Annotated in this window: 22 protein-coding genes and 1 pseudogene; 10 read left to right on the top strand and 13 right to left on the bottom strand. The window is 42.3% G+C overall.

Going from position 1 to position 24,846, the window contains the following annotated elements:
- Positions 1-115: 115 nt before the first annotated feature.
- Positions 116-589, top strand: coding sequence for a Holliday junction resolvase-like protein (locus tag MF4640_RS14005; RefSeq protein ID WP_078389978.1), 474 nt, complete (start codon positions 116-118; stop codon positions 587-589).
- A 65-nt stretch (positions 590-654) separates the two neighbouring features.
- Here the strand turns inward: MF4640_RS14005 and MF4640_RS14000 are convergent, their stop codons facing one another.
- Positions 655-1,296: a class I SAM-dependent methyltransferase gene (locus MF4640_RS14000; protein ID WP_078389977.1), complete on the bottom strand. Its 642-nt coding sequence runs from the start codon at positions 1,294-1,296 to the stop codon at positions 655-657.
- Between the two features lie 174 nt (positions 1,297-1,470).
- On the opposite strand from MF4640_RS14000, the gene MF4640_RS13995 reads away from it, so the two are divergent.
- Positions 1,471-2,031: a hypothetical protein gene (locus tag MF4640_RS13995; protein WP_078389976.1), complete on the top strand. Its 561-nt coding sequence runs from the start codon at positions 1,471-1,473 to the stop codon at positions 2,029-2,031.
- 375 nt (positions 2,032-2,406) lie between these two features.
- Here MF4640_RS13995 and MF4640_RS13990 read toward each other — a convergent pair whose 3' ends face one another.
- A complete protein-coding gene (locus MF4640_RS13990) occupies positions 2,407-2,739 on the bottom strand; it encodes a HopJ type III effector protein (protein ID WP_004691410.1) in 333 nt (110 codons plus the stop codon).
- 388 nt (positions 2,740-3,127) lie between these two features.
- Here MF4640_RS13990 and crcB point away from each other — a divergent pair, with 388 nt between their 5' ends.
- Positions 3,128-3,505 carry a fluoride efflux transporter CrcB gene (gene crcB / locus MF4640_RS13985; RefSeq protein WP_004691408.1) on the top strand — a complete coding sequence of 126 codons (378 nt, stop codon included), beginning with the start codon at positions 3,128-3,130 and terminating at the stop codon, positions 3,503-3,505.
- A gap of 121 nt (positions 3,506-3,626) precedes the next feature.
- Here crcB and MF4640_RS13980 read toward each other — a convergent pair whose 3' ends face one another.
- Positions 3,627-3,881, bottom strand: coding sequence for a type B 50S ribosomal protein L31 (locus MF4640_RS13980; RefSeq protein WP_078389975.1), 255 nt, complete (start codon positions 3,879-3,881; stop codon positions 3,627-3,629).
- Between the two features lie 129 nt (positions 3,882-4,010).
- Positions 4,011-5,309 (bottom strand): ABC1 kinase family protein, encoded by a 1,299-nt coding sequence (locus tag MF4640_RS13975; protein WP_078389974.1) that lies wholly within the window; start codon positions 5,307-5,309, stop codon positions 4,011-4,013.
- Positions 5,310-5,501: 192 nt separating this feature from the next.
- Between MF4640_RS13975 and MF4640_RS13970 the strand changes: the two genes are divergently transcribed.
- Positions 5,502-5,711 (top strand): DUF1737 domain-containing protein, encoded by a 210-nt coding sequence (locus tag MF4640_RS13970; RefSeq protein ID WP_004691402.1) that lies wholly within the window; start codon positions 5,502-5,504, stop codon positions 5,709-5,711.
- A 55-nt stretch (positions 5,712-5,766) separates the two neighbouring features.
- Here the strand turns inward: MF4640_RS13970 and MF4640_RS13965 are convergent, their stop codons facing one another.
- Both MF4640_RS13965 and MF4640_RS13960 read right to left on the bottom strand, forming a co-directional pair.
- Positions 5,767-7,068: an MATE family efflux transporter gene (locus tag MF4640_RS13965; protein WP_078389973.1), complete on the bottom strand. Its 1,302-nt coding sequence runs from the start codon at positions 7,066-7,068 to the stop codon at positions 5,767-5,769.
- A 101-nt stretch (positions 7,069-7,169) separates the two neighbouring features.
- Positions 7,170-7,631, bottom strand: coding sequence for a DMT family transporter (locus tag MF4640_RS13960; RefSeq protein WP_005401310.1), 462 nt, complete (start codon positions 7,629-7,631; stop codon positions 7,170-7,172).
- Between the two features lie 124 nt (positions 7,632-7,755).
- On the opposite strand from MF4640_RS13960, the gene hemW reads away from it, so the two are divergent.
- On the top strand, positions 7,756-8,910 hold the full coding sequence (gene hemW, locus MF4640_RS13955) for a radical SAM family heme chaperone HemW (RefSeq protein ID WP_005401309.1): 1,155 nt from the start codon (positions 7,756-7,758) through the stop codon (positions 8,908-8,910).
- A 78-nt stretch (positions 8,911-8,988) separates the two neighbouring features.
- Here the strand turns inward: hemW and MF4640_RS13950 are convergent, their stop codons facing one another.
- Entirely contained in the window at positions 8,989-9,846 is an 858-nt protein-coding gene (locus MF4640_RS13950; RefSeq protein ID WP_078389972.1) for a hypothetical protein, read from the bottom strand.
- A gap of 424 nt (positions 9,847-10,270) precedes the next feature.
- Here MF4640_RS13950 and hchA point away from each other — a divergent pair, with 424 nt between their 5' ends.
- The gene (hchA, locus tag MF4640_RS13945) at positions 10,271-11,140 is read left to right on the top strand and encodes a glyoxalase III HchA (RefSeq protein ID WP_078389971.1); all 870 of its coding nucleotides are present in this window, start codon (positions 10,271-10,273) and stop codon (positions 11,138-11,140) included.
- Positions 11,141-11,265: 125 nt separating this feature from the next.
- Here the strand turns inward: hchA and MF4640_RS13940 are convergent.
- Positions 11,266-12,025 (bottom strand): annotated as a pseudogene (locus MF4640_RS13940) (substrate-binding domain-containing protein).
- A gap of 359 nt (positions 12,026-12,384) precedes the next feature.
- Positions 12,385-14,208, bottom strand: a complete 1,824-nt coding sequence (locus MF4640_RS13935; RefSeq protein ID WP_078389970.1) for an acyl-CoA dehydrogenase C-terminal domain-containing protein — start codon at positions 14,206-14,208, stop codon at positions 12,385-12,387.
- A 231-nt stretch (positions 14,209-14,439) separates the two neighbouring features.
- Here MF4640_RS13935 and MF4640_RS13930 point away from each other — a divergent pair, with 231 nt between their 5' ends.
- Entirely contained in the window at positions 14,440-16,857 is a 2,418-nt protein-coding gene (locus tag MF4640_RS13930) for a hypothetical protein (protein WP_078389969.1), read from the top strand.
- Positions 16,858-16,900: 43 nt separating this feature from the next.
- Here MF4640_RS13930 and aroE read toward each other — a convergent pair whose 3' ends face one another.
- The 3 genes from aroE to hemF all read right to left on the bottom strand — a co-directional run bounded on the left by aroE (position 16,901) and on the right by hemF (position 19,223).
- On the bottom strand, positions 16,901-17,689 hold the full coding sequence (aroE, locus tag MF4640_RS13925) for a shikimate dehydrogenase (RefSeq protein WP_078389987.1): 789 nt from the start codon (positions 17,687-17,689) through the stop codon (positions 16,901-16,903).
- A gap of 100 nt (positions 17,690-17,789) precedes the next feature.
- Positions 17,790-17,996: a hypothetical protein gene (locus MF4640_RS13920; RefSeq protein WP_010327619.1), complete on the bottom strand. Its 207-nt coding sequence runs from the start codon at positions 17,994-17,996 to the stop codon at positions 17,790-17,792.
- Positions 17,997-18,281: 285 nt separating this feature from the next.
- Positions 18,282-19,223, bottom strand: coding sequence for an oxygen-dependent coproporphyrinogen oxidase (hemF, locus tag MF4640_RS13915; protein ID WP_078389968.1), 942 nt, complete (start codon positions 19,221-19,223; stop codon positions 18,282-18,284).
- 267 nt (positions 19,224-19,490) lie between these two features.
- Here hemF and hemN point away from each other — a divergent pair, with 267 nt between their 5' ends.
- The gene (hemN, locus tag MF4640_RS13910) at positions 19,491-20,855 is read left to right on the top strand and encodes an oxygen-independent coproporphyrinogen III oxidase (RefSeq protein ID WP_101495487.1); all 1,365 of its coding nucleotides are present in this window, start codon (positions 19,491-19,493) and stop codon (positions 20,853-20,855) included.
- Between the two features lie 59 nt (positions 20,856-20,914).
- Here the strand turns inward: hemN and ribA are convergent, their stop codons facing one another.
- Positions 20,915-21,517 carry a GTP cyclohydrolase II gene (gene ribA / locus MF4640_RS13905; RefSeq protein WP_058870370.1) on the bottom strand — a complete coding sequence of 201 codons (603 nt, stop codon included), beginning with the start codon at positions 21,515-21,517 and terminating at the stop codon, positions 20,915-20,917.
- 305 nt (positions 21,518-21,822) lie between these two features.
- Between ribA and dxs the strand changes: the two genes are divergently transcribed.
- Both dxs and MF4640_RS13895 read left to right on the top strand, forming a co-directional pair.
- Positions 21,823-23,724 carry a 1-deoxy-D-xylulose-5-phosphate synthase gene (gene dxs / locus MF4640_RS13900; RefSeq protein WP_078389967.1) on the top strand — a complete coding sequence of 634 codons (1,902 nt, stop codon included), beginning with the start codon at positions 21,823-21,825 and terminating at the stop codon, positions 23,722-23,724.
- A gap of 116 nt (positions 23,725-23,840) precedes the next feature.
- Positions 23,841-24,671 (top strand): inositol monophosphatase family protein, encoded by an 831-nt coding sequence (locus tag MF4640_RS13895; protein WP_004691373.1) that lies wholly within the window; start codon positions 23,841-23,843, stop codon positions 24,669-24,671.
- The last annotated feature ends 175 nt before the right edge of the window (positions 24,672-24,846 follow it).

The following is a 24,846-nucleotide window of genomic DNA, read 5'->3' as shown; positions in this document are numbered from 1 at the left end:
ATGATTTTATTCTGCTCACCCCTAGCATATCATTCTTTTGTGTGTCGCATATGACACCAAACCAAAGTTGTAAGTTTAAATCTTGCTACCTGTAGCACAAAATTAGGAAAGAACAATGTCCATATGGATGGCAATGTTGATCGGTGCAGCAATTGGTGTGGTCTTGACCACCCTTATTTTAAGTCACAGCAGAAATGGACGCATCAAAGCAGAATATGAGCGCTACATTGCCGAATTAGAACTAGAGCATCAGCAGGCTTTAACCCATGCACAAAAGCGCAGTGTCAATACCAGTCGTGCAGTGCTCAAAGGCAAAATGGCGGAGCAACTGGCACCGATTATGCCCCAGTTTGAATACTTACCTAGTGATGCCAAGTTCTTGGGTGATCCTGTCGACTATGTGGTATTTGATGGTTATACCGACCTGCGTGATGGTGAGGGAAGAGTAGAAGATATTGAAATTATTCTCATTGATATTAAAAGCGGTGGGGCGAGGTTAACCAAAGGACAAGTTGCCATTGCGCAAGCGATTCAAGCTGGGCGGGTTCGTTTTGAAACGGTCCGCATTGACTTTGATACGATTGAATAAGCTTGATAATGTCTACCCATGAAAGCATCTTGCTTGATATAGAGCAGATGTCTTCTACATGACTATCATGACCCATCGCTTGAATGTAGCTTTTGAGCACGTGCAAAAAACATCAGTTGTCCGAGTTTCGGAATACCTTCGGCATAAAAGTAGTCTTGTTCTATCAAATTAAAACCTGCTGCTTTTAAGGCCTGTTCAATGTTTCGATTGAGATGGCAACCATCGGCTAAACGCTTTTGCACAGGCGTGAGTAAGTGTTGTAGGCGCTGAATATAAAGGTTATTTGTATTTAATACGTGCTCCACCACATGTAAAGTGCCACCCGGTTTGAGCACGCGTAATATTTCTGCCAAAGCCTGTTCTAGCTCAGCAATACTACACAGTGTCCATGTACTGACTACATGCTCAAGGCTCTGGTCAGCAAAAGGCAGCTTTTCCGCACGGGCTTGTACATGATGCACTTCAAATGCTGCTGCTTGTACCCGCTCTAAAGCCAAATGATAAATTTCAGGACTGGGTTCAAGGGCAAAGACAGTATCGACATTTTGATAAAAGGGTAGATTTAGCCCTGTACCAAAACCAATTTCCAATACCTCTCCCTGAATTGGCAAAAGCAGTTCGCGGCGCTTGTCCATTAAGCTTGGTACTTGCATGACCTGATTCAGGACATGTGGAAAGATGTGTTGTTGATAGTATTTATAAAGCATGATTGTTTTTGGGGCTCTGTTCTTCAGCTCTAGCCTAACTGAAAAGTGCTGTGGCTAAAAGTAGACTGCATAATTCGTTCACAATGTTACTAAGTTCATAAGCTTCTTTTCAGGAAACTAGACTAAGATGAAATTGGTTCGTATTTTCCTAGGTCGATGGGAATGAGGTTTGCAATGAAATCTAAATTTATCCTGCTCAGTTTACTCAGCAGTTTGCTGTTGCCCATCAGTGCAAGTGCCACTGTGGATTACAACATTGCCAAAGGTTTAGCGCCGACCTCTAAAGATCAATCGATTTCGGTATTGAAATCGTTTAAAGGTGATTTTCGAATTTTAGGTTCTAAAATGTATTCGGATGATGCACAAGCGAAATTCTCCCCGATTGACTACGCCGTGAGTTGGGGTTTGTTTGCTGAACCTGAAATTGCACGCCATATTACCGTGAATCAATACGACCGTTATCTCAACTGGAAAATCGATCGTTTGCCTGTGCCTGCCGAGCAAGCCATGCAAATGGTGTCGAATATGCACATTATTCCAGCCAACCCTGAAATTGCTAAACAAATTAAACACGTGAAACGTGGTGATTTGGTTCGTTTAAAAGGTGAGTTGGTTGAAATTAAAGACAAAGATATGGTCTGGACCTCATCCTTAACCCCGACCGATACGGGCGATGGAGCATGTGAAGTATTTCGGGTCAGCTCAATCCAATGGATCGAACGGGTAAAGGGATAAATTGGAAGTAGCGCTTAGTTACTTCATCGTGTTGTTTTAATTTTTTTAGACGATTAACACCCATATGAAGTCTTGCTCCACGTGAAACCTATTGGTCAAATCTGTGGATGCTTATAGGTGTGTAATTCTATAAAACATTAATGATAGAGCTCTTGCAAAAGTCAAAAAATGATCATCCATTGACAATAAAATGAGTGTTGAAAGGCACTTCTCTCTTGGTGAGGAGATTAGTGGGAGGGAAGATTCTTCAATAAATCCTCTCCCTAGCCCTCTCCTTTATAAAGGAGAGGGAACTTTCATTGTGATTTCAAGACAGCTCAAAAAATGACTTATTCAAAAACCACGTTCAAGTAACTTGAACGTGGTTTTTTATCTTTATTTTGCAGTTAATGCCGTACCATCGAACTCAATACCGTCCCATCCATTCAACATGAACTGACGAATATTTTGATGATCTGTTGCATCGGGTGTCGCTAAAACAGAAGCATAGTGTTCTGCAAATAGGCTTAAAGTTTGCGTTTGATCGAGGCCTTGAAGCTGTGCAAACGAAAACACTTTTGCGCTGCCTTGGTTTTCAGTTGCCGCATTGTGCTGCAAACCATTTTTAAATGCAGTTGGTGTATGTGTATAGGCTGCTTCAATAAAAGCCAATACATCTGAAAACTTTGCTTCGCCCGCTGCAAGCTGAGCCAATAGTACCTGTGCCATGCGTCTATTTCCGACTAAATTTATGTCCACATCATACCCAAAAATTGCATGTTTGGGAGTTTTTGCCTGAGAGAAAACCTTCTGTTTTGCATGAAGAGCCGGTGCTAGTGATTTTGTGAATCTATGTTGTATTGGTCATAGAGCGCACTAGGGTGAAGTAAAGATATTCGGCGATGCTGGGTTCAATATCCCATGTAAAGTATGTGTGAGTTTGAATGCTGAAGTTCACTTTTGAGAGTGAGACAAGAAGATATATAAGGATCAACAACCGATGTTGAAAAACCTTGAAGTGCGAGGATTGATTCAGGTTTAATAGCGTTATAGTTGATGAACTGTGGATAACTTTGGACTTATCCATACCGCATTTTGTAAAGAATAGGATAGGTCAATGAATTGGATCTTGGTGGCAATGGGGGGCGGAATAGGTGCCTGTTTACGCTACGGTGCAGGATTATGGTTGTTTAAACCGAGTATGAGTTTTCCATGGCCGACATGGTGGATCAACATCATCGGTTGTTTTGCTGCGGGTATTTTCTTTGCATTCAGCCAGAAGTTTCCAGTACTACAACAAGAAGCGCGTTTATTTTTGATGGTGGGCATATTGGGCGGTTTTACGACATTTTCGAGTTTTGGCCTCGAAACTTTTCAGTTATTTAGACAGGGACAAACAGTGCTGGCTTTGAGTTATGCACTGTCGAGTTTAGTGGTGGGCGTCATCGTGCTTGGGATCGGATTTTATCTGTTGGATAGTGTGCTTAAACATTAAGAAAAACGCTGGTCAAAATAGGAACCAGAAAAGAACGCATAAAAAAGAAGCCTAAGCTGGAGGAGGTCTTAGGCTTCTTGATCTCTTTACTATAACGCGTATAGCTTAAAGAAAAATGAAATTATTGTGAGCGTTTGAAACGCGCAAAACGTTTATTGAAGCTTGCAACACGACCTTCATTACTGGTTTGACGTTGCTCACCTGTATAAAACGGATGTGAAGCACTTGAGATATCTAAACTGACGTAAGGATATGTCTTGCCTTCATGCTCACGAGTTTGATGACTTTGTAAGGTACTGCCAATCACGAAAAACGCGTCGGCATTGGTGTCGTGGAACAGAACTTCACGATACTCTGGATGAATATTGGCACGCATAGACTTCTCCTTAAATATACTATATTGAAATGTTATAATATAACAATAAAGAAGTCAAAATAAACCCAGTGACTTTATGTAACTGGGTTTATTGAGTTGTAGCGATTTTATCGTGCCCGCAGTTCTTATTTAGGCAGGAGGTGGCACCAACTCTTCAAATAGATCATTGAGGTTGTCGTGTACTTTGAGATGAATCAGGTTCCAATAATGTCCTGAGATTGTACGATTGACCATTAGTGTATCGGGGGAGGGTTTAAACACATCCCAATATTTTAGCGATGGTTTGACCAGTTCAATGCCATCATGATGCGCTGAGTTTTCGGCAAAGTCATACAAAGTGGTCAGTGGACGCATGAGCACTTCTAACCATGCTTCATACAGTTCGGCAGGAAATTTGCCTTGCTCAGACATGGAGTGCAAAGCGGTCAGTTGCTGTTCCATGGCCAAGATATTACTGTCGCGCGCTGCTTGAATCAGCTGCTTAAAATGCATCACGATTTCAGTCGATAGGGTTTTTACACCGCCGTAGTCATATACGATCACGCTACCATCTTCACGAAAGGCAAAGTTGCCCGGGTGGGGGTCGCAGTGAAAGCGTTTTAGAAAGAAAATCTCACGACCAATGGCACGGAATAAACGACGACCCAGTTCATTGCGCGTTTCTTGTGACCATGTACTGGCAGTTTCAATACTTTCGCCGTGCTCCAAGCTTAAGGTCAAAATATGACGGCTTGAATAGTCTTTGTAGACTTGAGGAATAATAATTTTAGGGTCTAAAGCTTGATGAAAGGTGCGTGCGACCTCTAAGTTTTGGGCTTCTATTTGATAGTTTAGCTCGTTGTCTAAACTGTCCTGAATTTCTTTAAAGAGTTGATCTTGCAGTTTTCGGTCAACTTTAAGCACCCCCATCAAGCGTAGCGCTAAACGGACTTGTTTTAAGTCGCTTTCACAGGCTTCTTCTACACCCGGATATTGAACTTTAACCACAACTTGCTCACCACTCGGTAAAGTGGCTTTATGCACTTGACCAATGGAGGCTGCGGCAAAGGGTTGTTCATCAAAGGCTGTAAATATTTGATTGAGCGGCTTGCCGAGTTCTTTTTCAACTTGAGCTTTGATCTCTTGAAAAGGCATCGCAGGCGCTTGGCGTTGTAATTTACTAATTGCACGTGCCACTTCAGGCGGGAAAATGTCTTTGTATTGAGATGCAATTTGCCCAACTTTCATCACGGCACCTTTCATTTCACCTAAGGTATCTGCAATTTGAAGTCCAATGTCCTGAAAAAGCTGACTGCGCGCCGCATTTTTTTTATCTTCATCGGCATTGAAGTTTTTAATTGAATTGGTCACAGTCTTGGTTGCGATACTTGCCGTCATGCTGGCAAGTTTCATAAAGCGACGACCGGGCGTACGAGTCGTATTTGCCATGCGATATTCCTCGGGGCATCTCATTACATCTCAGATTTGATCATAGGCGACAAATGCTAAACTGCCTACTTTAATTTGTTAAGCTGATGTTTCTATTTAAATAATAGTGGTCAATTGAGTGAATTGCACACAGGATGCTTTTGTATTGAAAAATCACGTTACACTGTGTGAAAAATTTTGAGTAAAAAATAAATGAAAGTTTATCGTTATTTTACAGGCAAGGACGATGTGCATTTTTGTGCGCGCGTCACCAAAGCACTGAATGAAGGCTATAGCCTGTATGGTTCACCCACCATGACCTTTAATGGTAGTGAGGTGATCGTGGGGCAGGTGGTGGTTAAAGACGTTGAGGATGAAAGTGAAGTGCCACAAGGTCTGAAAGACGCTTTGGCACAACAGTAGAACAGCGGGAATAGGAGAAGAGTCTGGCTCCTTCCTATTCCATGCCATGCATGACTTATGGATAGTCCTGACTGAGGCGTTTATTGTTGTTATAAAGTCGGAGCAAGAGCAGGACACATGCCACGCTTAAACCGACAATCAGTCCAATCCAAACACCTGCTGCACCTATGTTGGTGTAGCGCGCCAAATAAATGCTGACTGGGAAAGCCACGATCCAATAGGCAACCATGGTAATCCACATCGGGCCTTTGGTGTCTTGCATGCCGCGTAAGCAGCCTGCGGCACTAATTTGCCAAGCGTCCATCAGCTGGTAGGCGAGTGCGAACAGCAGTAAATACATCGCAACTTCTGATACTTCATGATCAGAGGTATAAATTGCCACAATTTCAGGACGAAACAGTGCAATCAGCAGCATGGTCATCAGCGCCAAAACTGTGCCTGTAGCCAGTCCGAGTTTTTGCACCTTTCGCATAGCCTCCCAGTTTTTTTCGCCATAGTAAGTCCCGACACGAATAGTCAGGGCGATGGCAAGAGACATCGGAATCATAAACAACTGAGAGGTGACCGACATTGCAATCTGATGCGCCGCTACAATGGTTTCACCCAATGGACTCAGAATAATCGCAGCGGTACTAAAAATACTGACTTCGAAGAAAATAGCTAAGCCAATGGGTAGACCAAGTTTTAAAATGCGTTCGATCCAGTAGCGATCCATCTTCTCCCAAGTGCTAAACACTTGAGTTTTTTGATATGCCGAGGCTTTAAAAATATAAGTGGCCAAGGTGAAAAACATGATCCATTGTAAAATAGCAGTGGCAAATCCGCAGCCTGCCGAACCGAGTGCTGGAATCGGGCCGAAACCATACATAAAGACAAAGTTCAGTGGAACCAAAAGGACCAAGGCCGCTAAGCTAATGACGGTCACAGGACGTGGGTGACCAAGTGCTTCAGAATATCCACGCAGTGCGGCATACATAGTCACCGCAGGCATGCCAAAGCCAATGGCATGTAAAAATAGGCTGGCTTTAGGTAGTAAGTTTGCAGGAACACCCATGAGGGGCAATAACAGCGGCATGGCTTGTAAAATTAAACCCGCAATGCTCCCCAAAATAAAGGCCACCCACAGGGATTGACGAGCAATAGTGGCGATTTTTTCAGGGGTGCGTGCGCCATTGGCTTCCGCCACCAACGGCGTTGTCGCAATCATGATGCCACTGAATAGCAACATCACTGGTATCCATAAACCGACACCGACGGCAATCGAGGCTAAATCAGTAGGAGATAAATGTCCCGCCATGATGGTATCAATTAACCCGAGACCCGCTTGAGAAAACTGCGTGATCAGGATGGGCAGCATTAACACCAATAACTTTTTTAATTCGAAACGATGGGACGTGATTTTATTTGTAGTCGACACAAAAATTACTCATATTCATCATGTGCTTGGTCTAAATAAATTCAGCGTTGTAAAGTGAGAAGCACACCAATAAAAATTACGACGCCACCAAGTAAACGCTGCCAATTGACAGGGGTTTTTTCGGTACCAAGTAGACCATAGTGGTCAAAAATCATCGAGGTCAGGATTTGTCCAAAAATAACCAAACCTGAAAACGTGAGAAAGCCTAATTTAGGCGCAGTATAGATGCTTATACTGATGGCATAAACCCCTAAGCAACCACCGAGCCATAAGTACCATGGAATATTGGAAAAATCATGTAACTGCGGTTTGTCCACAGGTTGGAGTACAACCAAAAGTGCTAAAACGCAGGTTCCAATGAAGAAGGATAACAATGCGGCTTGTAGTGGAGAGTAAAAATATTCTCTGAGCTGTGTATTCAGCGCCGTTTGAAAAGTCATAGCAATGCCAATACCAAAGGCCAGTGGTAGCATAAACAGCAAGTGGCTCGATATTTTCATCATTTTAAACCATTCATTCTTCTTGTCTTTTTATCAGTCTAATCCAAATAGACACAGATTTCATAAGTGTCTTGATGCAGTCATGTTAAAATATGCAAGATTACCGCTGTGCTTTAGAGTCTCTTCCTTGACTGATTTACATCCTGCAAATATTCCGTTGTCTTTATATATTCACATGCCGTGGTGTGTGCGTAAGTGTCCCTATTGCGACTTTAACTCGCATGCGGTGCCAGATGGCAAACTGTCTTTAGATCTAGAGCAAGAATATTTACATGCTTTGGTGGAAGACTTTAAAACTCAACTCGAGTTTGCTCAAGGGCGTCATATTCATAGTGTGTTTATTGGCGGCGGAACGCCGTCTTTGATTTCAGCGCAAGGGTATCAATGGTTATTTGCCCAGTTAAAAGCACTACTGCCTTTTGAGGTGGATTGTGAAATTACCTTAGAAGCCAATCCAGGTACAGTCGAACATGATCCTTTTGCCGATTATTTGGCGGTTGGTATCAATCGGTTATCGATAGGGGTTCAAAGTTTTAATACTGAACATTTAACCAAATTGGGACGAATTCACAGCAATACCGATGCGATTTCTGCGATTGACCTTGCGCGTGATGCAGGCTTTAAACGCATTAATGTCGACCTGATGCATGGTTTACCTGAGCAAACTTTAGAACAAGCTTTACTGGATTTAAAGCTGGCCGTGGACAATGGTGCAACCCATATTTCATGGTATCAACTCACGATTGAACCGAATACCGTGTTCTTTAGAACCAAGCCTGTCTTACCTGTGGACGATGTGCTTGAAGAGATTCAAGCCCAAGGTGAAGCTTATTTAAAAGCGCAGGGTTTTATCAATTATGAAGTTTCGGCATGGCGTAAAGAGCAGCCTTCCGCGCATAATTTGAATTATTGGCAGTTTGGCGACTATTTAGCAATTGGGGCTGGTGCACATGCCAAAGTGACCCAGCCAGATGGGGTTTATCGGTTCCAAAAAACTCGTTTACCCAAAGACTATTTGGCGAAAGTCCCTGCGGAGCATGTACAGTTTAAGCGAATTGAAGCCGACGAACTTCCATTTGAATTTATGATGAATGCTTTGCGTTTAAATGATGGGGTTGCAGCTGAATATTATGCGCAGCGTACAGGTTTGAATCTGGATAGTTTGGCTGAAACGTTAGACTCACTACGCAGTCGAAAATTAATGGTGGATGATGCCATGCGCTTAGCATGTACCGAGCAAGGGCATGTATTTTTAAACTCAGTGTTGGAAGAATTTATCTAAGTTTTATAAAGCCATGCTTGTGTGAGTTGCCATCATGGCTTGAGTGAAGATCTCAAGCCAATTTTTTAACTTGGATGATTACTTAAATGGCATTCGATCAAGCCAAGAATTCCAATTAGTATAACCATCATCAAAGCCGATATATTTCAACATCACCAGTGGGACTAGCATACTGAAATTAGCATAATATTCTGACATTTCGAGTTTTATATATGTTCCATTTATATTTGGCTCACATTCCAATTTTCCATTATGAAATAAAGCATTGCGTAAATGGGTATATGTGGAAACGGATTGTGTTAAATTTTTGACATTGTCTTGAGATATATCAAAGTTATATGGCTTAAGAAATTTTGCAATAGGAGTGGAGACATTCTTTGAATCATAATCATCAAGATGATATCGACTTAATGATTCTAATGCAGAAAAAAGCAGATAATAATTTACATCAATGAAGCTCTCACTGCCTCTAAACGGCTCTATAGATTTAAAAAAAGCACTACGAAAAACTCCTTGGTTTTGGTCAGACTCTTTCAATTTATTGAGAGCTTTTTGTATACAATCTTTTCTAGATTCAGGGCTAACTGTATCTCTTAAAATCAAAGACCCAATACCATTTAATCGTCCAATAAAAGTAATTTTTAAGGGATAGTCTTGATCTAATGTTTGATCGGTTTCATGCGGGCGTAAGGGATGGGTAATAATCACATTCTTTTGATCAATAAAAGATAAGATACCCTGTAAATCAAAAATTAAAGTGTGTTGATTTAAAATTTGATTTTCATCTATTTCAAGAAATCCCGTTAAATGATAATGATCTCGATCTGCGGCTAATTTTTTAACTTCTCTATGGTTTTGAGAGCGTGGGATCAGTTTGAAACCCTTTAATTCAGCAGTTTTTGTAATTTCATATCCGTAGATACCATAAGTGATCATTGATTAATCCTGAGTATTTTTAGATTTTTATGGAAGTCTTAAAATTTATAATAAGATGAATTCTATTTAATTTGTACGAATTAGCTTACATCAATTCCCGCTTTTTGCGCCTATACGCCTGCATGTAAGTTTTTTAATATAGAACCATAGAGAGCAGGATGCTCCAATAGAATAACAATAAAGATCAGCTCAAGGACGAAGGTATGACTCCTGTCGTACCTCAGCACTTAATACGAAAAACCCCGACAGGATGTCGGGGGTTTTTATTGTCCAAATGTTTATCTTGTCATATAGGCAAGCTTATATTTACATCTTAAAACAGAGCCACGTTGAAACTTTGTTATGCTGAATAAATGAGCTGTGGTACAGAACTCTAGGTTTCGTAAAACTGAAAATAACCAAGCAATAATAAAGGAGAATCAGCATGGCACAGACCAGCCAAGACCGTAATCCAAGCCCTGATTTAGCTGAAGATAATGCGTTTTTTCCATCACCTTATTCACTTTCCCAATATACCGCCAGTAAAACCGACTTCGATGGAACTGACTATCCAACACCCTATATTGGGCATAAAAAAGTTTTGATGGTCGCAAGCGATGAGCGTTATCTACTGATGAAAAATGGCAAGTTCTTCTCCACAGGCAACCACCCAGTAGAAACTTTACTGCCTATGTATCATTTAGACCGCGCGGGCTTTGACATTGATATTGCGACGTTATCCGGCAATCCAGTTAAACTTGAAATGTGGGCGATGCCCCATGAAGATGCTGTTGTGCCTGCAACATTCCAAAAATACTTAGCCCAATTTAAGAAACCTTTAAAACTGGCAGATGTACTGAAAAACAGTTTAGGTGATGACTCTCCCTATTTGGCTGTCCTTATTCCCGGTGGGCATGGTGCTTTAATTGGTCTACCTGACAGTGAAGACTTAAAAACCTTACTGAAGTGGGCGGTGGCAAAAGATAAATTTGTCATTTCGCTGTGTCATGGGCCAGCAGGCTTATTGGCTGCCGCATTTAATGAAGCCCCTGAAAATTATATTTTTAAAGGGTACAAAATGTGTGTTTTCCCCGATGCACTCGATCAAGGGACCAACTTAGAAATTGGCTATATGCCGGGGGAGTTACCATGGTTACTGGCAGATCGCTTAGAAAAGTTGGGTGTTGAAGTGGTCAATAAAGAGATGTCGGGACAGTGTATTCAAGACCGTAAGCTAATTACAGGAGATAGTCCTTTGGCATCGAATACCTTGGGTAAAATGGCAGCACAAGCGCTTTTGGCCGAGGTTCAGTAATTATTGTTTTCTGAAATCAAGAGCGCCGTGGCGCTCTTTTTTATGTCCAATTTACTTGTTAAAAGTTCTAGTATTTAAGATTGGAAACTGATCTTTTATGTGGAAAAAAGATTAAAATTAAGCACTCATTTGTTCCAACCAAACTGTTTAAAAATCGCACTGCCTTGAGCAGAACTTAAAAACGTAATAAAACTTTTCGCTTCAGGATTTTTTAGACTGTGTTGTGTCAGGGCGATACCTGCATCACGGTAAATCACCAGTTCAGGTTCGATCGGAATAATTTGCCCAATGTCTGGATTACTGACCCCCCAAATATTAAACACTAACCATGCATCATAGCTGCTGTCCGCTTCCCATGCTTTTTTCGCTGCGCCTGTATTGGGTGCATACATGGCGATATTTTTACGGAATGATTTTGTGAGCTGAATATTACCCGTTCTACCCGCAATATCTTCCCACATGCCCACTTGGCCTGCGCCATGTGTGACCAAAACTTTAGTGTTTGGTTTGCTTAGGTCTTTAAATCCCTGAATGTGTTTGGGATTGCCTTTTCTGACTAAAATGGCAGCAGGGCGTAAGTAGAGTGGCTTAATTGAGTCCTTTACGATTTTGTCAGCAAATACGCTTTCTAAATCAGACATCATGGCTTCAGAACCGCTATATATGACGTCGGCATCGAGTTTGGCTTTGTCGGCCCATTGTGAAGTAGGACCAGCGGATACATGGACATCAATTCCAGTCTTATTTTTAAATTGTTTCGCTGCTTCATGCATTGCTGGTGCTGGCCCACCTGGACCATATATTGATCGCCGCAATAGCGTCCATTGATAAAAAGCCCAGCATGAGCGGAAAGATATAGTGGCTGAGCTTATGCTTTCTTAACATTGTTATTCCCTTTATTGATATTTGAATGCTGATCATATTTTTTTTCTGATGTATTTGAATCTTTATATTATTTTTTTTGTTAAATGATTTTTTAAATATGAACGCCATTTTCTTACTTAAATTTAAGTTGTAGAAAGACAGAGCCATGGCAAAATTTTTAACGCACTAACTCTAAAAAACTATCAGAGAGCGTAGAGAACTCTTTTTAACTGTGTAGGGAACGCTTTTACCAAAGTCTAAAGATGAGGCCAGAAAATTGGAGCGACAGCTAAGTTGCTGGGGGAGTTGGATTGTTGTAAGGTCGGACAAGAAACAAAAAGAGCGCCTAGGCGCTCTTTTTATCATTTTGACACTATTAATTAGTAGTCAAAGCTAAAGTGTTCAGGTGCTAAAGAAGTCATGGTTTTTGAAGGATTGACCATTGCTTCGGCATGACCTTGGGTACGTGGCAATAAACGTTCGAAATAGAAGTCAGCTACTTTAATTTTTGCTTTATAGAATTCAGCAGATTCTTTGCCATCACCAGAAGCCAATTTTTCTGAAGCCACAGCCGCTTGTTGTGCCCAGAAATACGCCATCATTACATAGCCAGAGAACATCAAGAAATCGACAGAAGCTGAAGATACCACGTCACGGTCTTTACGAGCTGCAAGCATAATGCGAACAGTTAAGGCATTCCACTGTGCGCATACTTTGGTTAAGTCCCATGCAAAACGACGCATGTATTTGTTGCGTGCCTGTTGACCACAGAATTTTAAAATTTCAGTGGTGTAGTCGCGAATCACTTTACCTTTAGAGGTCAGAAGTACTTTACGACCAATTAAGTCCAGTGCTTGAACACCTGTTGTGCCTTCATATAGTGTCGCAATACGTGCGTCACGTGCAATTTGCTCCATGCCCCATTCTTTAATGTAGCCATGACCGCCATAAACTTGCATACCATGGTTTGCAGCTTCCAAGCCTAATTCAGTTAAGAAGCCTTTTAAAATTGGGGTATAGAATCCTAAGTGATCATCATGTGCTTCAAATGCAGCAGTATCGCCACGTTCAAGCGCATCTGCCATTTTGTCGGCAATTTGCGCTGCATAATAAATCATTGAGCGACCGCCTTCAGCAATCGCTTTTTGTGTTAGCAACATACGGCGAACGTCAGCGTGATGAATAATAGCATCCGCCACTTTTTCAGGGTCTTTCTTGCCAGAAAGTGCACGCATCGACATACGTTCTTTGGCATATGGAAGTGCACCTTGGAAAGAAAGCTCAGCATGTGCAATACCTTGAATTGCCGTACCGATACGTGCGGTGTTCATAAAGGTAAACATGGCATGTAAGCCTTTGTTTGGCTCGCCAATCAAGTAACCCACAGCATTGTCAAAGTTCAGCACTGCGGTTGCAGAAGCACGAATCCCCATCTTATGTTCAATCGAACCACAGGTCACAGGGTTGCGTTCACCAAGGCTGCTGTCTGCATTGACCAAGAATTTAGGCACAATGAACAGAGAAATCCCTTTGGTGCCTGCAGGTGCATCTGGAAGACGAGCAAGTACGATGTGAATGATGTTTTCCGTTAAATCTTGCTCACCTGCAGAGATGAAGATTTTGGTGCCTGAGATGTTATAAGTGCCATCGGCATTTAATTCTGCTTTGGTCTTTACTTGACCTAAGTCGGTACCACACTGAGGTTCAGTTAAACACATGGTACCTGACCATGTACCTGCCACTAAGTTCGGCATATACAGATTTTTCTGTTCGTCTGTACCAAACTGTAAAATGGTGTTCATACAGCCAATGCTTAAACCTGGGTACATTTGGAATGACCAGTTTGCTGTGCCCATCATTTCCGATTTAATCAGATTTAAAGATTGAGGCAGGTTCTGACCGCCAAATTCTTCAGGGAAAGACAAACCTTGCCAGCCACCTTGGACAAACTGGTCATAAGCGTCTTTGAAGCCTTTTGGTGTTTTTACTTCACCATTGTCGAAGGTACAACCTTCTTCATCGCCCGATTGGTTTAAAGGAGATAAAATATTTTCACAAAAATCTGCTGCGCCTTCTAAGATCATATCTACCGTATCAGCGTCGGCAGCTTCACCATTCGATAGGGTTTGATAATGTGCAGGATAGTCCAGCACTTCATTCATTAAGAAGCGAATATCATGTAAGGGAGCTTTATATGCAGGCATGTGTGTAATCCTAATTTAGAAATAGTATTGGATTATTTAAATCGATCATTTCATTATTCATACATCGTATCAAAATACATTGATAGATCCGACTTGAGAAAATGTCAGAAAGGCGAATTGGTAGATAAAATCATCAATCTAAAAAGACAGTTCTGTTACACTGACTCGATGGTCTTTTGATCATGTACTTTTTTAATAAACTATAATTAACTCAGGTTTTCAGCAAGTATTATGCGCTTAAAATATATAACACTTTGTTTATTGGGTTTGAGTATCAGTGGGTGTACTCAGCATGTCATTAAATCCAATGCCTCTTCAGATCAGCAGCTCGGGCAACAAGCCACGCAAGGCCTTAATGCCATGTTTGAAAATGCCAGCTATGATTTTAAAGGTCAGTTCTCTATTCAATCTGACTTTAATTTTAATGAGTCCAAGCTAAATTCTAAGTCGAATACTCAGTCAAATGGGACGAACTTAGATCCAGAGTTGAAAAAACAATTAGATCAACTATTAAAAAATCAAAAAATTTCTTTTACGGCCAAAGAAAAACAAGCCTTATATGATGCACTTGCACGTGAACAAAATCCGTATGCATCGCTGTATGGCAGTGGTGAATCACGTTCTGCTAAGGTTCAAATCGCAGAATCTTTGGTAAATTTACTCAATGACTTACAGTTTAGTTATCAGGGCTCTGTGCATTTCCGTCAAAAATTGGCAGCATTGACTTTGCAGTTAAGTTATCAAAAACCAACCTTACAAGTGCAAGCACAGTTGCCGATGGTGGTTGATTTTAATGACTATAAATTTTACACCAACTACTTTGCCTTTATGCCGTTTATGGTAAACCGTGAAAGTCAGGATCGCTTTGCCTATATTGACTTTTCTAAGCATAAAGACGCATTCGGTCATATTGATTTTAAAAAGTTTGCAGAATATTTAAAGCAAATGAATGCACTGCCATATGCTTTGGCAGAGCCAAATCAAGTGCATAGTGTTGATTTAAGCAAGTCAGAAAAAGAAGCAGGCCTAAGCAAAAAAATTCGCTATATGGGTGACTTAGAAACAGCACAAGTACAATTGGGCTTGTTTGAATACGTCAATAAACTGCACTATACCCAGCAGATACAAGCTTTTGATGCTGAGCGTCTGATTGAGGATGCTGCAAAAACACCAAGCGCAGCGGAAGATGCAATGCAGGCGGCGAAAGAAGCAGAGATTGCTGCAAGTAGCGCAAGTGAAGACCCAGCCTATGATTCACTCGAACGTGTCAGTCATTTGGTGAACCAAAAAATGCAGAACTTGAGTGGTTATGGGCAGAGCGATGAACAAGACATTGTTGTAGATGCCGCTGCCGATGCTACGGTTGATGCAGCAGCAGATGTGGCTTATGCGCAGGCCGCGACAGAAGATGCTGATGAGACAGCAACTGAAGTGACTGCTTCTGCAGCACCAAATACGCTATCTGAAGAAGCTTGCGATGCGCTCATCAACAGCAAGAACATTCCTATTGGTAAAGTGACCGCATGCCGTGATTATCAAGATATTGATGTACTTGCACCTAAAGTAACCAATGAATCTATAGATGAAGAGACTTTTGGACAAGCAGCGACCAATGTTTTGGAAGAGTTGAAACCACTCTTTAGCGCGTATCAAACAGAGCAACTGGTAGACGCACAAAGCTTTAAACAACTTTGGCAAAAACATCAGGCTGAAATTACACCGATCATGGCACAGCTGGGTAGCGAGCGTTCACCGTTTGTGATGGATGTTGGACTCGACCAAAAAGGTCGTGCGCAAAACATGGATTACAACATTGTGATTAGCGATGAGCAAATTGGTAAGCTACAAATTAAGAGCACCAATCAGGTGTTTAATTATGGCAGTGCGACCGCCATTGACCGTCAAGCTTTAAGAAATGCCAAATCGATTGAGGAAGTATCTAAAGGTTCACTGCTGGAAAATGTAGTGAAAGGCATGCTGGGCCCGTTAGGTGCAGATTCATCAAGTGTAGAGAGCGCATCATCAAGTACAACAGAATTACCTAAGGCTATTTCAGATTATTACCAACAGGCAGCGCAGCAAAGCTATGCACGTCATCATTCTGAAGTTAAAGCGTATCAAGCGGTATTTGCTTTGATGTTTGCCGCACAACGTCCAGAGTATATTCGTTACTATAGCTCAGCGACCATCAATGAAATTTCAGAAGTGTATGCCTATGAGTTCATGGATGTTGCAGAGCCGAAGGGTGCAGCACTTAAGCGTCTGACTCAGCTACGTCAAAAACATGCTTTACAGCACGAACAAGACTTTGATGAGCTGGGAGAAAGTATCGCCAATATCGTTAATGATGCACTGGAAGATGTACAAGAAAATCAGCAATGGAAGGATTTGGCGAAGAAATACAAAACCAAGCAAGCGGTTTTTGCTCAGGTCTATCAAGACAAATTCACCGATACCTATGAGATTGACCAAGAGCAAACTGCATATTTGACTCAGTCTGCACACGTCTTTGCTAAAGCATTTGCAGATGACTTAAAAGGTCAATTGACAGAAAAATCGTTGCAAGGTTTGAAGCTTGAACATGACGACTTCTTTAGCGACTCGACCTATTACGAGACCTATAAAGCCGTACAAAAACACATGAACTAATCTGAAAAAAAGAACCTCTGCGGAGGTTCTTTTTTATTTGTGCTTATAAAAAATCTTTCAGGTTCGGTTTTACACCATTCCAAATGGAAAAAGATTCAATCGCCTGACCCATGAGCATACCATAGCCTTCCGAGGTGGGTACGCCGCGAGCCTTGGCTTGATCTAAAAAGGTAGAGGGTTTGCCATAGGCCATTTCATAGGCATATTGAAATTGCAAAGCTTCAGGCAGAATTAAAGCATCGCCACTTAGGCTGGCAGAAGTTGCGTTAATTACCAGATCAAACTGACCTTCGAGCGCATCTAAGCCGATGGCTTGCAATTCGGCTTGCGGTACAGCTGTTTTTAAGTCACTCACCAGTTGCTCTGCACGGGCAAGGGTACGATTGGCAATCACAATTTTTTTTACCCCTGCTTGTACTAGTGGATAAATAACGCCGCGAGTTGCACCACCTGCACCGATGATTAGCACATCAGTCTGGTCTAAGTTCCAGTCCAAAGCATGAATGGCATCAACTAGCCCTTGTCCATCGGTGTTGTCACCATGTAATTGACCATCGACCATCCACAGCGTATTCACAGCTTTTGCGATTTTAGCGCGTTCAGTGAGGACTGTGCAGGCGGCAAAGGCTTGTTCTTTAAACGGGACAGTGACATTAAGACCAATGCCACCCTGTGAGAAGAATTCTTGGATGTTGGCGAGGAAGCCATCGAGTGGCGCAAGACGTTTACTATAGTTGAGGTCGAGCCCCATTTTTTGTGCAAACGCATGGTGAAGTTCAGGTGAGCGAGACTGCTCAATCGGGTTGCCAATGACAGCGAATTGTTTGTTCATCGCACCAAATCCATGTGGAAAATGCTGTTCAATATACGGCAAATTACACGCAGGCTAAAGCGTTCAGTGGTTTTTTATCAACAGAGAAAAGAAAGGCGGCTTATGGATTACAGATGCTGTGAATCGCATCAAACAATAATTTTGCTGCGGTCAGGGTTAAGCCAATACCTGCAAATACGGTGATGCTGATGGATGCATTGTCATTAAACGCACTTTCAGAAAAAATAGTGGTACTGATCGAGCTTAGCAACACAATAGCAAAGCAGAAAAGAACCATGGTGGTTGAGCTAACTCTTTTTGCGAACATGTTTGGGACCTCAGAAAACAGCAAAGGAGGATACTAAATATTGATGTCATTAAAATGAATACATTGAAAATGACTTAATTTAGCTTACGGTTTTTGCGAACTTAAAAGAACCCAATTGCTGTTTTAAACCTGTGACAATGCTTTAATAAATGCAAAGAAATGACGCTTTGTGTAGTGGTCATTCTACGGGGAATTGATCGGGAAATATATAAAATTTAATGTATAAGCTGCCCTAATCTAGTGAAAAGGGCATGCGTGGAGACATAGAATTGTAAGACTGTGTGTCTATTTGAGTAGCTTGAGCCAATCTTGGGGTTTCAGGTAAAAGTCGGTCAGTTTTTTCTCAGCGGAATCGGCCTCCCATTCAGGTCGATATGACCAACCGGCCAAATTTGGCAAGCTCACTAAAATCGATTCAATCCGCCCCCCTGTTTGTAAACCAAAAAGTGTGCCGCGGTCATAGACCAAGTTATATTCGACATAACGACCACGACGATAGATTTGAAAGTCGCGCTGTGCTTCGCTATATGGCTTGTCTTGGTTACGTTGGAAGATCGGAAGAATAGCTTCTAGGTAGCCATTGCCGACAGCTTGAATATATTGAAAACAGGTTTCAAAGTCCCATTGATTGAGATCATCAAAGAACAATCCACCGACACCACGTTGTTCGTCACGGTGTTTTAAATAGAAGTAGTCATCACACCATTGTTTATGTTCGGCATAGACTTCAGCGCCAAAGGGCGCACATAAGTCATGCGCCGTCTGATGCCATGACAGCACATCTTCATCATTGGGGTAAAATGGAGTGAGATCAAAGCCCCCCCCAAACCACCAAATCGGATCTTGGCCTTCTTTTTCAGCCACGAATAAGCGTACGTTGGCATGTGAAGTCGGGACATTCGGATTTTTCGGATGGATCACCAAAGAAACACCCATGGCCTGTGCTTTGGCACCTGCAATTTGCGGATGGCGCTCAGTCGCTGAAACGGGGAGTTTAGAAATGTTGATGTGTGAGAACATCACTCCACCTTTTTCAATCACTGTGCCATTTTGCAGCACGCGTGAACGACCACCACCGCCTTCAGGACGCTTCCAATCATCTATTTCAAACTGAGCAGTCCCGCCACCAGCACGTTCTTGTTGTTCAAGTGCGGCACAAATACGAGCCTGTAAGTCGAGGAGAAATTCGCGAACACGTTGGATATCCGCAGACGTTGGGTGCTGCATGAAAAGCCTCATGGGAAAAGATGAAAACTGCCTACATCAAAACATAAAACAGCAAAAAGATTAAGAATATTTTCCGAAGAGTCCTACCGCAGCATTCGATGTTGTGAAGCAATTCAAAAATGAAATGCTGCTATGTGGAAAATAACCTGACCAATTCGCTAGGTTGAATTCTGATTCTAAGCTCAGCAGAATAACCACAGTACAGACCTGAGTTTGGCGATGCAGAATAGGCTGCATTTTCTGAATGCGGAAGAGCTGATGGTAAATATGCGCGATTCATTGATTCAAAAATACAATGTTCCTGGTCCACGTTATACTAGTTACCCAACTGTGCCGTATTGGGAAGAGGCACAGTTTTCTTTAGAGCAATGGAAACAGACGCTGAAAACATCGTTTGCTGAATCGAATTCGACTGAAGGCATGAGCTTGTATATTCATCTGCCTTTTTGCGAAAGTCTCTGTACTTTTTGTGGCTGCCACAAACGCGTGACTAAAAAGCATGAGATGGAGCAACCTTATATTCAGGCGGTTTTAAAGGAATGGTCACTGTATTGTGAATTGCTTGAAGAGAAACCGCGGATTAAAGAAATTCATTTGGGTGGAGGAACGCCCACTTTCTTTTCTCCAGCGCATTTAACTCAACTGATTGAAGGTATCCTCGCGCAAGCAGAGATTGCCGAGCAGCATGAGTTTAGTTTTGAAGGGCATCCGAATAATACTACACGCGAGCATTTGCAAGCCTTGTATGACTTGGGCTTTCGCCGTGTTAGTTATGGGGTGCAGGATTATAATGAAACCGTACAAAAAGCCATTCATCGGATACAGCCTTTTGAACATGTCGAACAAGTGACGCAGTGGGCGCGTGAAATAGGCTATAGCTCAATTTCACATGATTTGGTCTTTGGTTTACCTTTTCAAAACCTAGATGATGTCCTCAATACCATTGATCAAACCAATCGTTTACGTCCAGACCGTTTGGCTTTTTATAGTTATGCGCATGTGCCATGGATCAAAGGCAATGGGCAACGTGGTTTTAAAGACCATGATGTGCCGAAAGATGAAATAAAACGTCAGTGCTACGAAGAAGGGAAGAATAAATTACTGGCACAGGGTTATCATGAAATTGGTATGGATCATTTTGCTTTAGAAAATGATGCGATGTATCAATCATTTCAGGCAGGCACTTTGCATCGCAATTTTATGGGTTACACCGCATCGAAAACCCAAGTGATGATTGGTTTAGGTATCTCATCCATCAGCGACAGTTGGTATAGCTTTGCGCAAAATGAAAAAAAACTCGAAGATTATTATGCACGACTGGAAAACAATGAAATTCCTGTCTATCGCGGGCATATTTTAAGTGCCGAAGATTTGATGATTCGTCGGCACATTTTAAATTTGATGTGTAGCTTTCAAACGTCGTGGGCAGATCCAAGTATGCAGTTTCCTGAGTTGGCTGAGGTCTTGGGACAACTGGAAGAAATGCGGGACGATGGTTTATTAGTGATTAAGCCACAGAGCTTACGAGTAACTGAGCAGGGCAAAGCCTTTGTACGCAATATTTGTATGGCGTTCGATTTGCATTTAAAACGCCGTCAACCCGAGAGTCGTATTTTCTCCATGACCATCTAATCTGATTGAAGCGCTCTAAACCGGCTTTTTCAAGTAGGCTTAGAGCAAATGATTAAATTTTAAAAATCATCTTTCTTGTACAAGTGTGCCATGCGTTCATGTTTGGTTTTTAAATATTCTTCATTGAAAGGATTTAAACCGACCGTCAATGGTACACGATCCACCACATTGATCCCTTGCTCTTGCAGTGCTGCAATCTTTAACGGATTGTTAGTAATCAAACGGACTTGTTGAATATTTAAATGATCTAACATAATGCTGACCATGTCATAACGACGTGCATCGGCAGGGAGGTTGAGCATTAGGTTGGCATCGACTGTGTCATGCCCTTGGTCTTGTAGCGCATAAGCACGAATTTTATTGGTCAGTCCAATGCCACGACCTTCTTGGCGCAAATACAGAATCACGCCTTGCCCAGCTTCATTGATCAGTTTTTGCGTGGCTTGCAATTGTGGGCCACAGTCACACTTCAAGGAAGCAAAGGCATCGCCCGTGAGACATTCGGAATGAACACGGACTAAAACGGGTTCTGTGATCGGTTGATCCAAACCTTTTGAGAGTGCAACATGTTCTTCACCGGTCTTAGGATCTTGAAATACGGTGATGTTAAACTCACCAAAAGCAGTCGGTAAACGGGATGTAGCAACAAATTCAATAGGCACAGCTAAACCTGTAAATAGTTCAGAAATTGGCTAAAGTATAGCGTAATGCATCGACATTGGTAGAATTGCATCCATGAATTTATGCAGAAGATTTTCTTTTTTGTATAAAGCGAACGATAATAGTTGATAAATAGTAAGATTATTCAGGATAATCACCTGCACTAAACGAACACCCAGTGAGAGCACTGCTCAAAACTGCATCGCTAGAAATATGGCTGATTGAAGGTGATAGCATTCGACGATATGATCGAATTACCCATTTGACCTAGCTAGATTTGCCAGGCTTTAGAAGGCTTTGCCATATTATGTTGTATACAGAAATACCAGCTCATCGCCCTGTAACACCGTTGTTGGATACGATTGATCATCCTCAACAACTTCGCTCGCTTGAGCAAAGTCAATTAGCACAAGTGGCAGACGAGCTACGTCAATTTATTCTGTATGCCGCAGGACAAAGTGGGGGACACTTTGGTGCAAACCTCGGTGTAGTCGAGCTCACCGTGGCATTACATTATTGCTTCAACACGCCGAATGACCGCTTAATTTGGGATGTCGGTCATCAAGCTTATCCGCATAAAGCTTTGACTGGGCGTCGTGAACAGCTCACGACGATTCGTGCTAAAGATGGTTTGGCTGCCTTTCCTGCGCGTGATGAATCGGTATTTGATACCTTTGGAGTCGGACATTCTTCGACTGCGATTTCAGCAGGTCTAGGTATGGCGCTGGCACGTCGTTATCAAAACAATCCATGTGAAGTGGTCGCGATCATTGGCGATGGGGCGATGACAGCAGGTATGGCCTTTGAAGCCATGAACGATGCAGTCGCACATGATGCGGACCTGATGGTGGTGTTGAATGACAACGATATGTCGATTTCATGCAGCACAGGTGGTTTTGCTAAACATTTGGCTTCGATTTGGGAAAGTGGTCAGTCCATTAATATTTCAGCGGATGGCGAAGCTTATGTACAGCCACATCCTGAATGGACCTATAACTCACGCTTACACAGTGCAGCGACAGATGCGGCTGACAACGTCTTTAAAGCGATTGGTTTTGATTACTTTGGGCCTTTCGATGGGCACGATGTCGAACAGCTGACACAAGTCTTTACCGCATTGAAAAAACGTAAAGGGCCACGTTTAATTCATGTCTATACCAAAAAAGGGAAAGGCTTCGCCCCTGCTGAAGCTGACCAAATCAAATATCATGCGATTACAAAAATAAATGCCAAGTCTGCTCCACAAACAGCGCCCAAATATTCAGATGTCTTTGGTCAATGGTTATGTGATGAAGCCGCACAAGATGAGCGCTTACTGGCGATTACCCCTGCCATGTGCGAAGGCTCAGGTATGGTGGGTTTTGCCAAACAGTATCCACAGCGCTTTTTTGATGTCGCGATTGCAGAACAGCATGCTGTAACTTTGGCGGCGGGTATGGCATGCGAAGGCTTAAAACCTGTGGTTGCCATTTACTCGACCTTCTTGCAGCGCGGCTATGATCAATTGATTCATGATGTGGCCCTGCAAAATCTAGATGTTACCTTTGGTATCGACCGTGCAGGTTTAGTGGGTGAAGATGGCCCGACTCATGCTGGGGCCTATGACTATGCCTTTATGCGTACCGTACCAAATTTGGTGATTATGGCACCTAAAGACGAAAATGAATGTCGTCAAATGTTGCATACCGCTTATTTATACAATGGCCCTGCCGCAGTGCGTTACCCGCGTGGCAATGGTCTCGGTGTTGAGATTCAACAACAGATGACCCCGATGGAAATTGGTCAGGCTGAAATTGTAGCGAGCTTTAATGATGCCCAAGACGACGTTATTAGCATTCTCGCTTTTGGTAGTCGTGTTCAGGCCGCAGTAGAGGCAGCACAGAAATTAGCTGAACAAGATTTGGCGGTTCGTGTGGTGAATATGCGCTTTGTTAAACCGCTTGATGAAAAGATGATAGCGACTTTAGCACCATCAACGGCTTTATTTGTTACGGTTGAAGAACATGCGGTGATGGCGGGTGCGGGCAGTGCAGTCAATGAATATTTGGCACAGGCTCAAATCGTAAAACCAATGTTAAATCTCGGTTTAGCGGATACATTCATGCATCAAGCGACTCATGCGCAAATGTTGCATCAGGCAGGACTAGATGCAGAAGGCATTGAAAGCTCAGTGCGCCAAGCCTGGTCGAAACTTGTACATATGGTTTAAGCACCGTTTTTAAATTTTAGAAACATTTTTTCCCTAAAAGCCCCGATCTTTGATAAGATGCGCGGGCTTTTATGCATTATTCTTTATCAATATCTTCAAATTGTAGTGGGTGTTCAATGGAACCTATGGTGGTGATGGCTGCGCGTGCGGCTCAATTAGTCGGTCAAGAGCTTTTAAAAGCGCATCAAAATCGTCATAAGCTCGATCTACAAGTCGAAGAAAAAGGAATTGATGGTCCTGTAACGCGTGTAGACCGTTATTTGGAACAATTGGCTATCGATACCCTACGTAAAAGCTATAAAAATCACAGCTTCCTTGGTGAAGAGTTTGGTTTTCAAGAAGGTAAAGGTCACGACGCAGATTGGTGTTGGATCATCGACCCACTTGATGGCACTCTAAACTTCATTAACGGTGTTCCTCACTTCTGTATCTCTATTGCAGTTCAACATAAAGGCATTACTCAACACGGCGTGATTTACGACCCTGTGAAAGATGAATTGTTCTCTGCAAGTCGTGGTCGTGGTGCCATGATGAACCAACGCCGTATTCGCGTAAACGTGAAAGACAGTCTTGAAAATACATTCATGTCTGTGGGTCATGCTTACCGTGCAAAACGTAATGGTGAAGTGATTTCTTATGCAAAAAATCATTTTGATTCGTTGTTAAATGTGACTGAAGCTGGTGCGCAATACCGTCGTACAGGTTCAGCAGCATTAGATTTGGCGTATGTGGCAGCAGGTCGTTTCGATGCATATTTTGAACTCGGCTTAAAGCCTTGGGATATCGCAGCTGGTGAGTTGATCGTGAAAGAAGCGGGCGGCACAGTGGTTGATGCACGTGGTGGTAGCGAATCTATGGAAAATGGCCAAGTACTGGCATGTTCTATGAAAATGTTGAAACCTCTGATGAAAGCAGTTGTACCTGCTTGGGGTGAAGCTGCTAAGTAATAACATGCAGATCGTGTTTTAAGACATTGAAAAAGCCCTCATAAGAGGTAATGCTGATCAGTTAAGACAAAATAGCTGAAATGCGGTAAAAATGAGCGTATCCAGATACGCTCATTTTTTTATGACTTTTTCTCAGAATTTAAGTTCAGCATTTCAGCAGACAGCTCCTTCACTT

Source organism: Acinetobacter sp. MF4640 (assembly GCF_002018895.1).
GTDB lineage: Bacteria > Pseudomonadota > Gammaproteobacteria > Pseudomonadales > Moraxellaceae > Acinetobacter > Acinetobacter johnsonii.
Note: the sequence above shows the minus strand (reverse complement) of the source record. Positions and strands in the feature narration are given on the sequence as shown.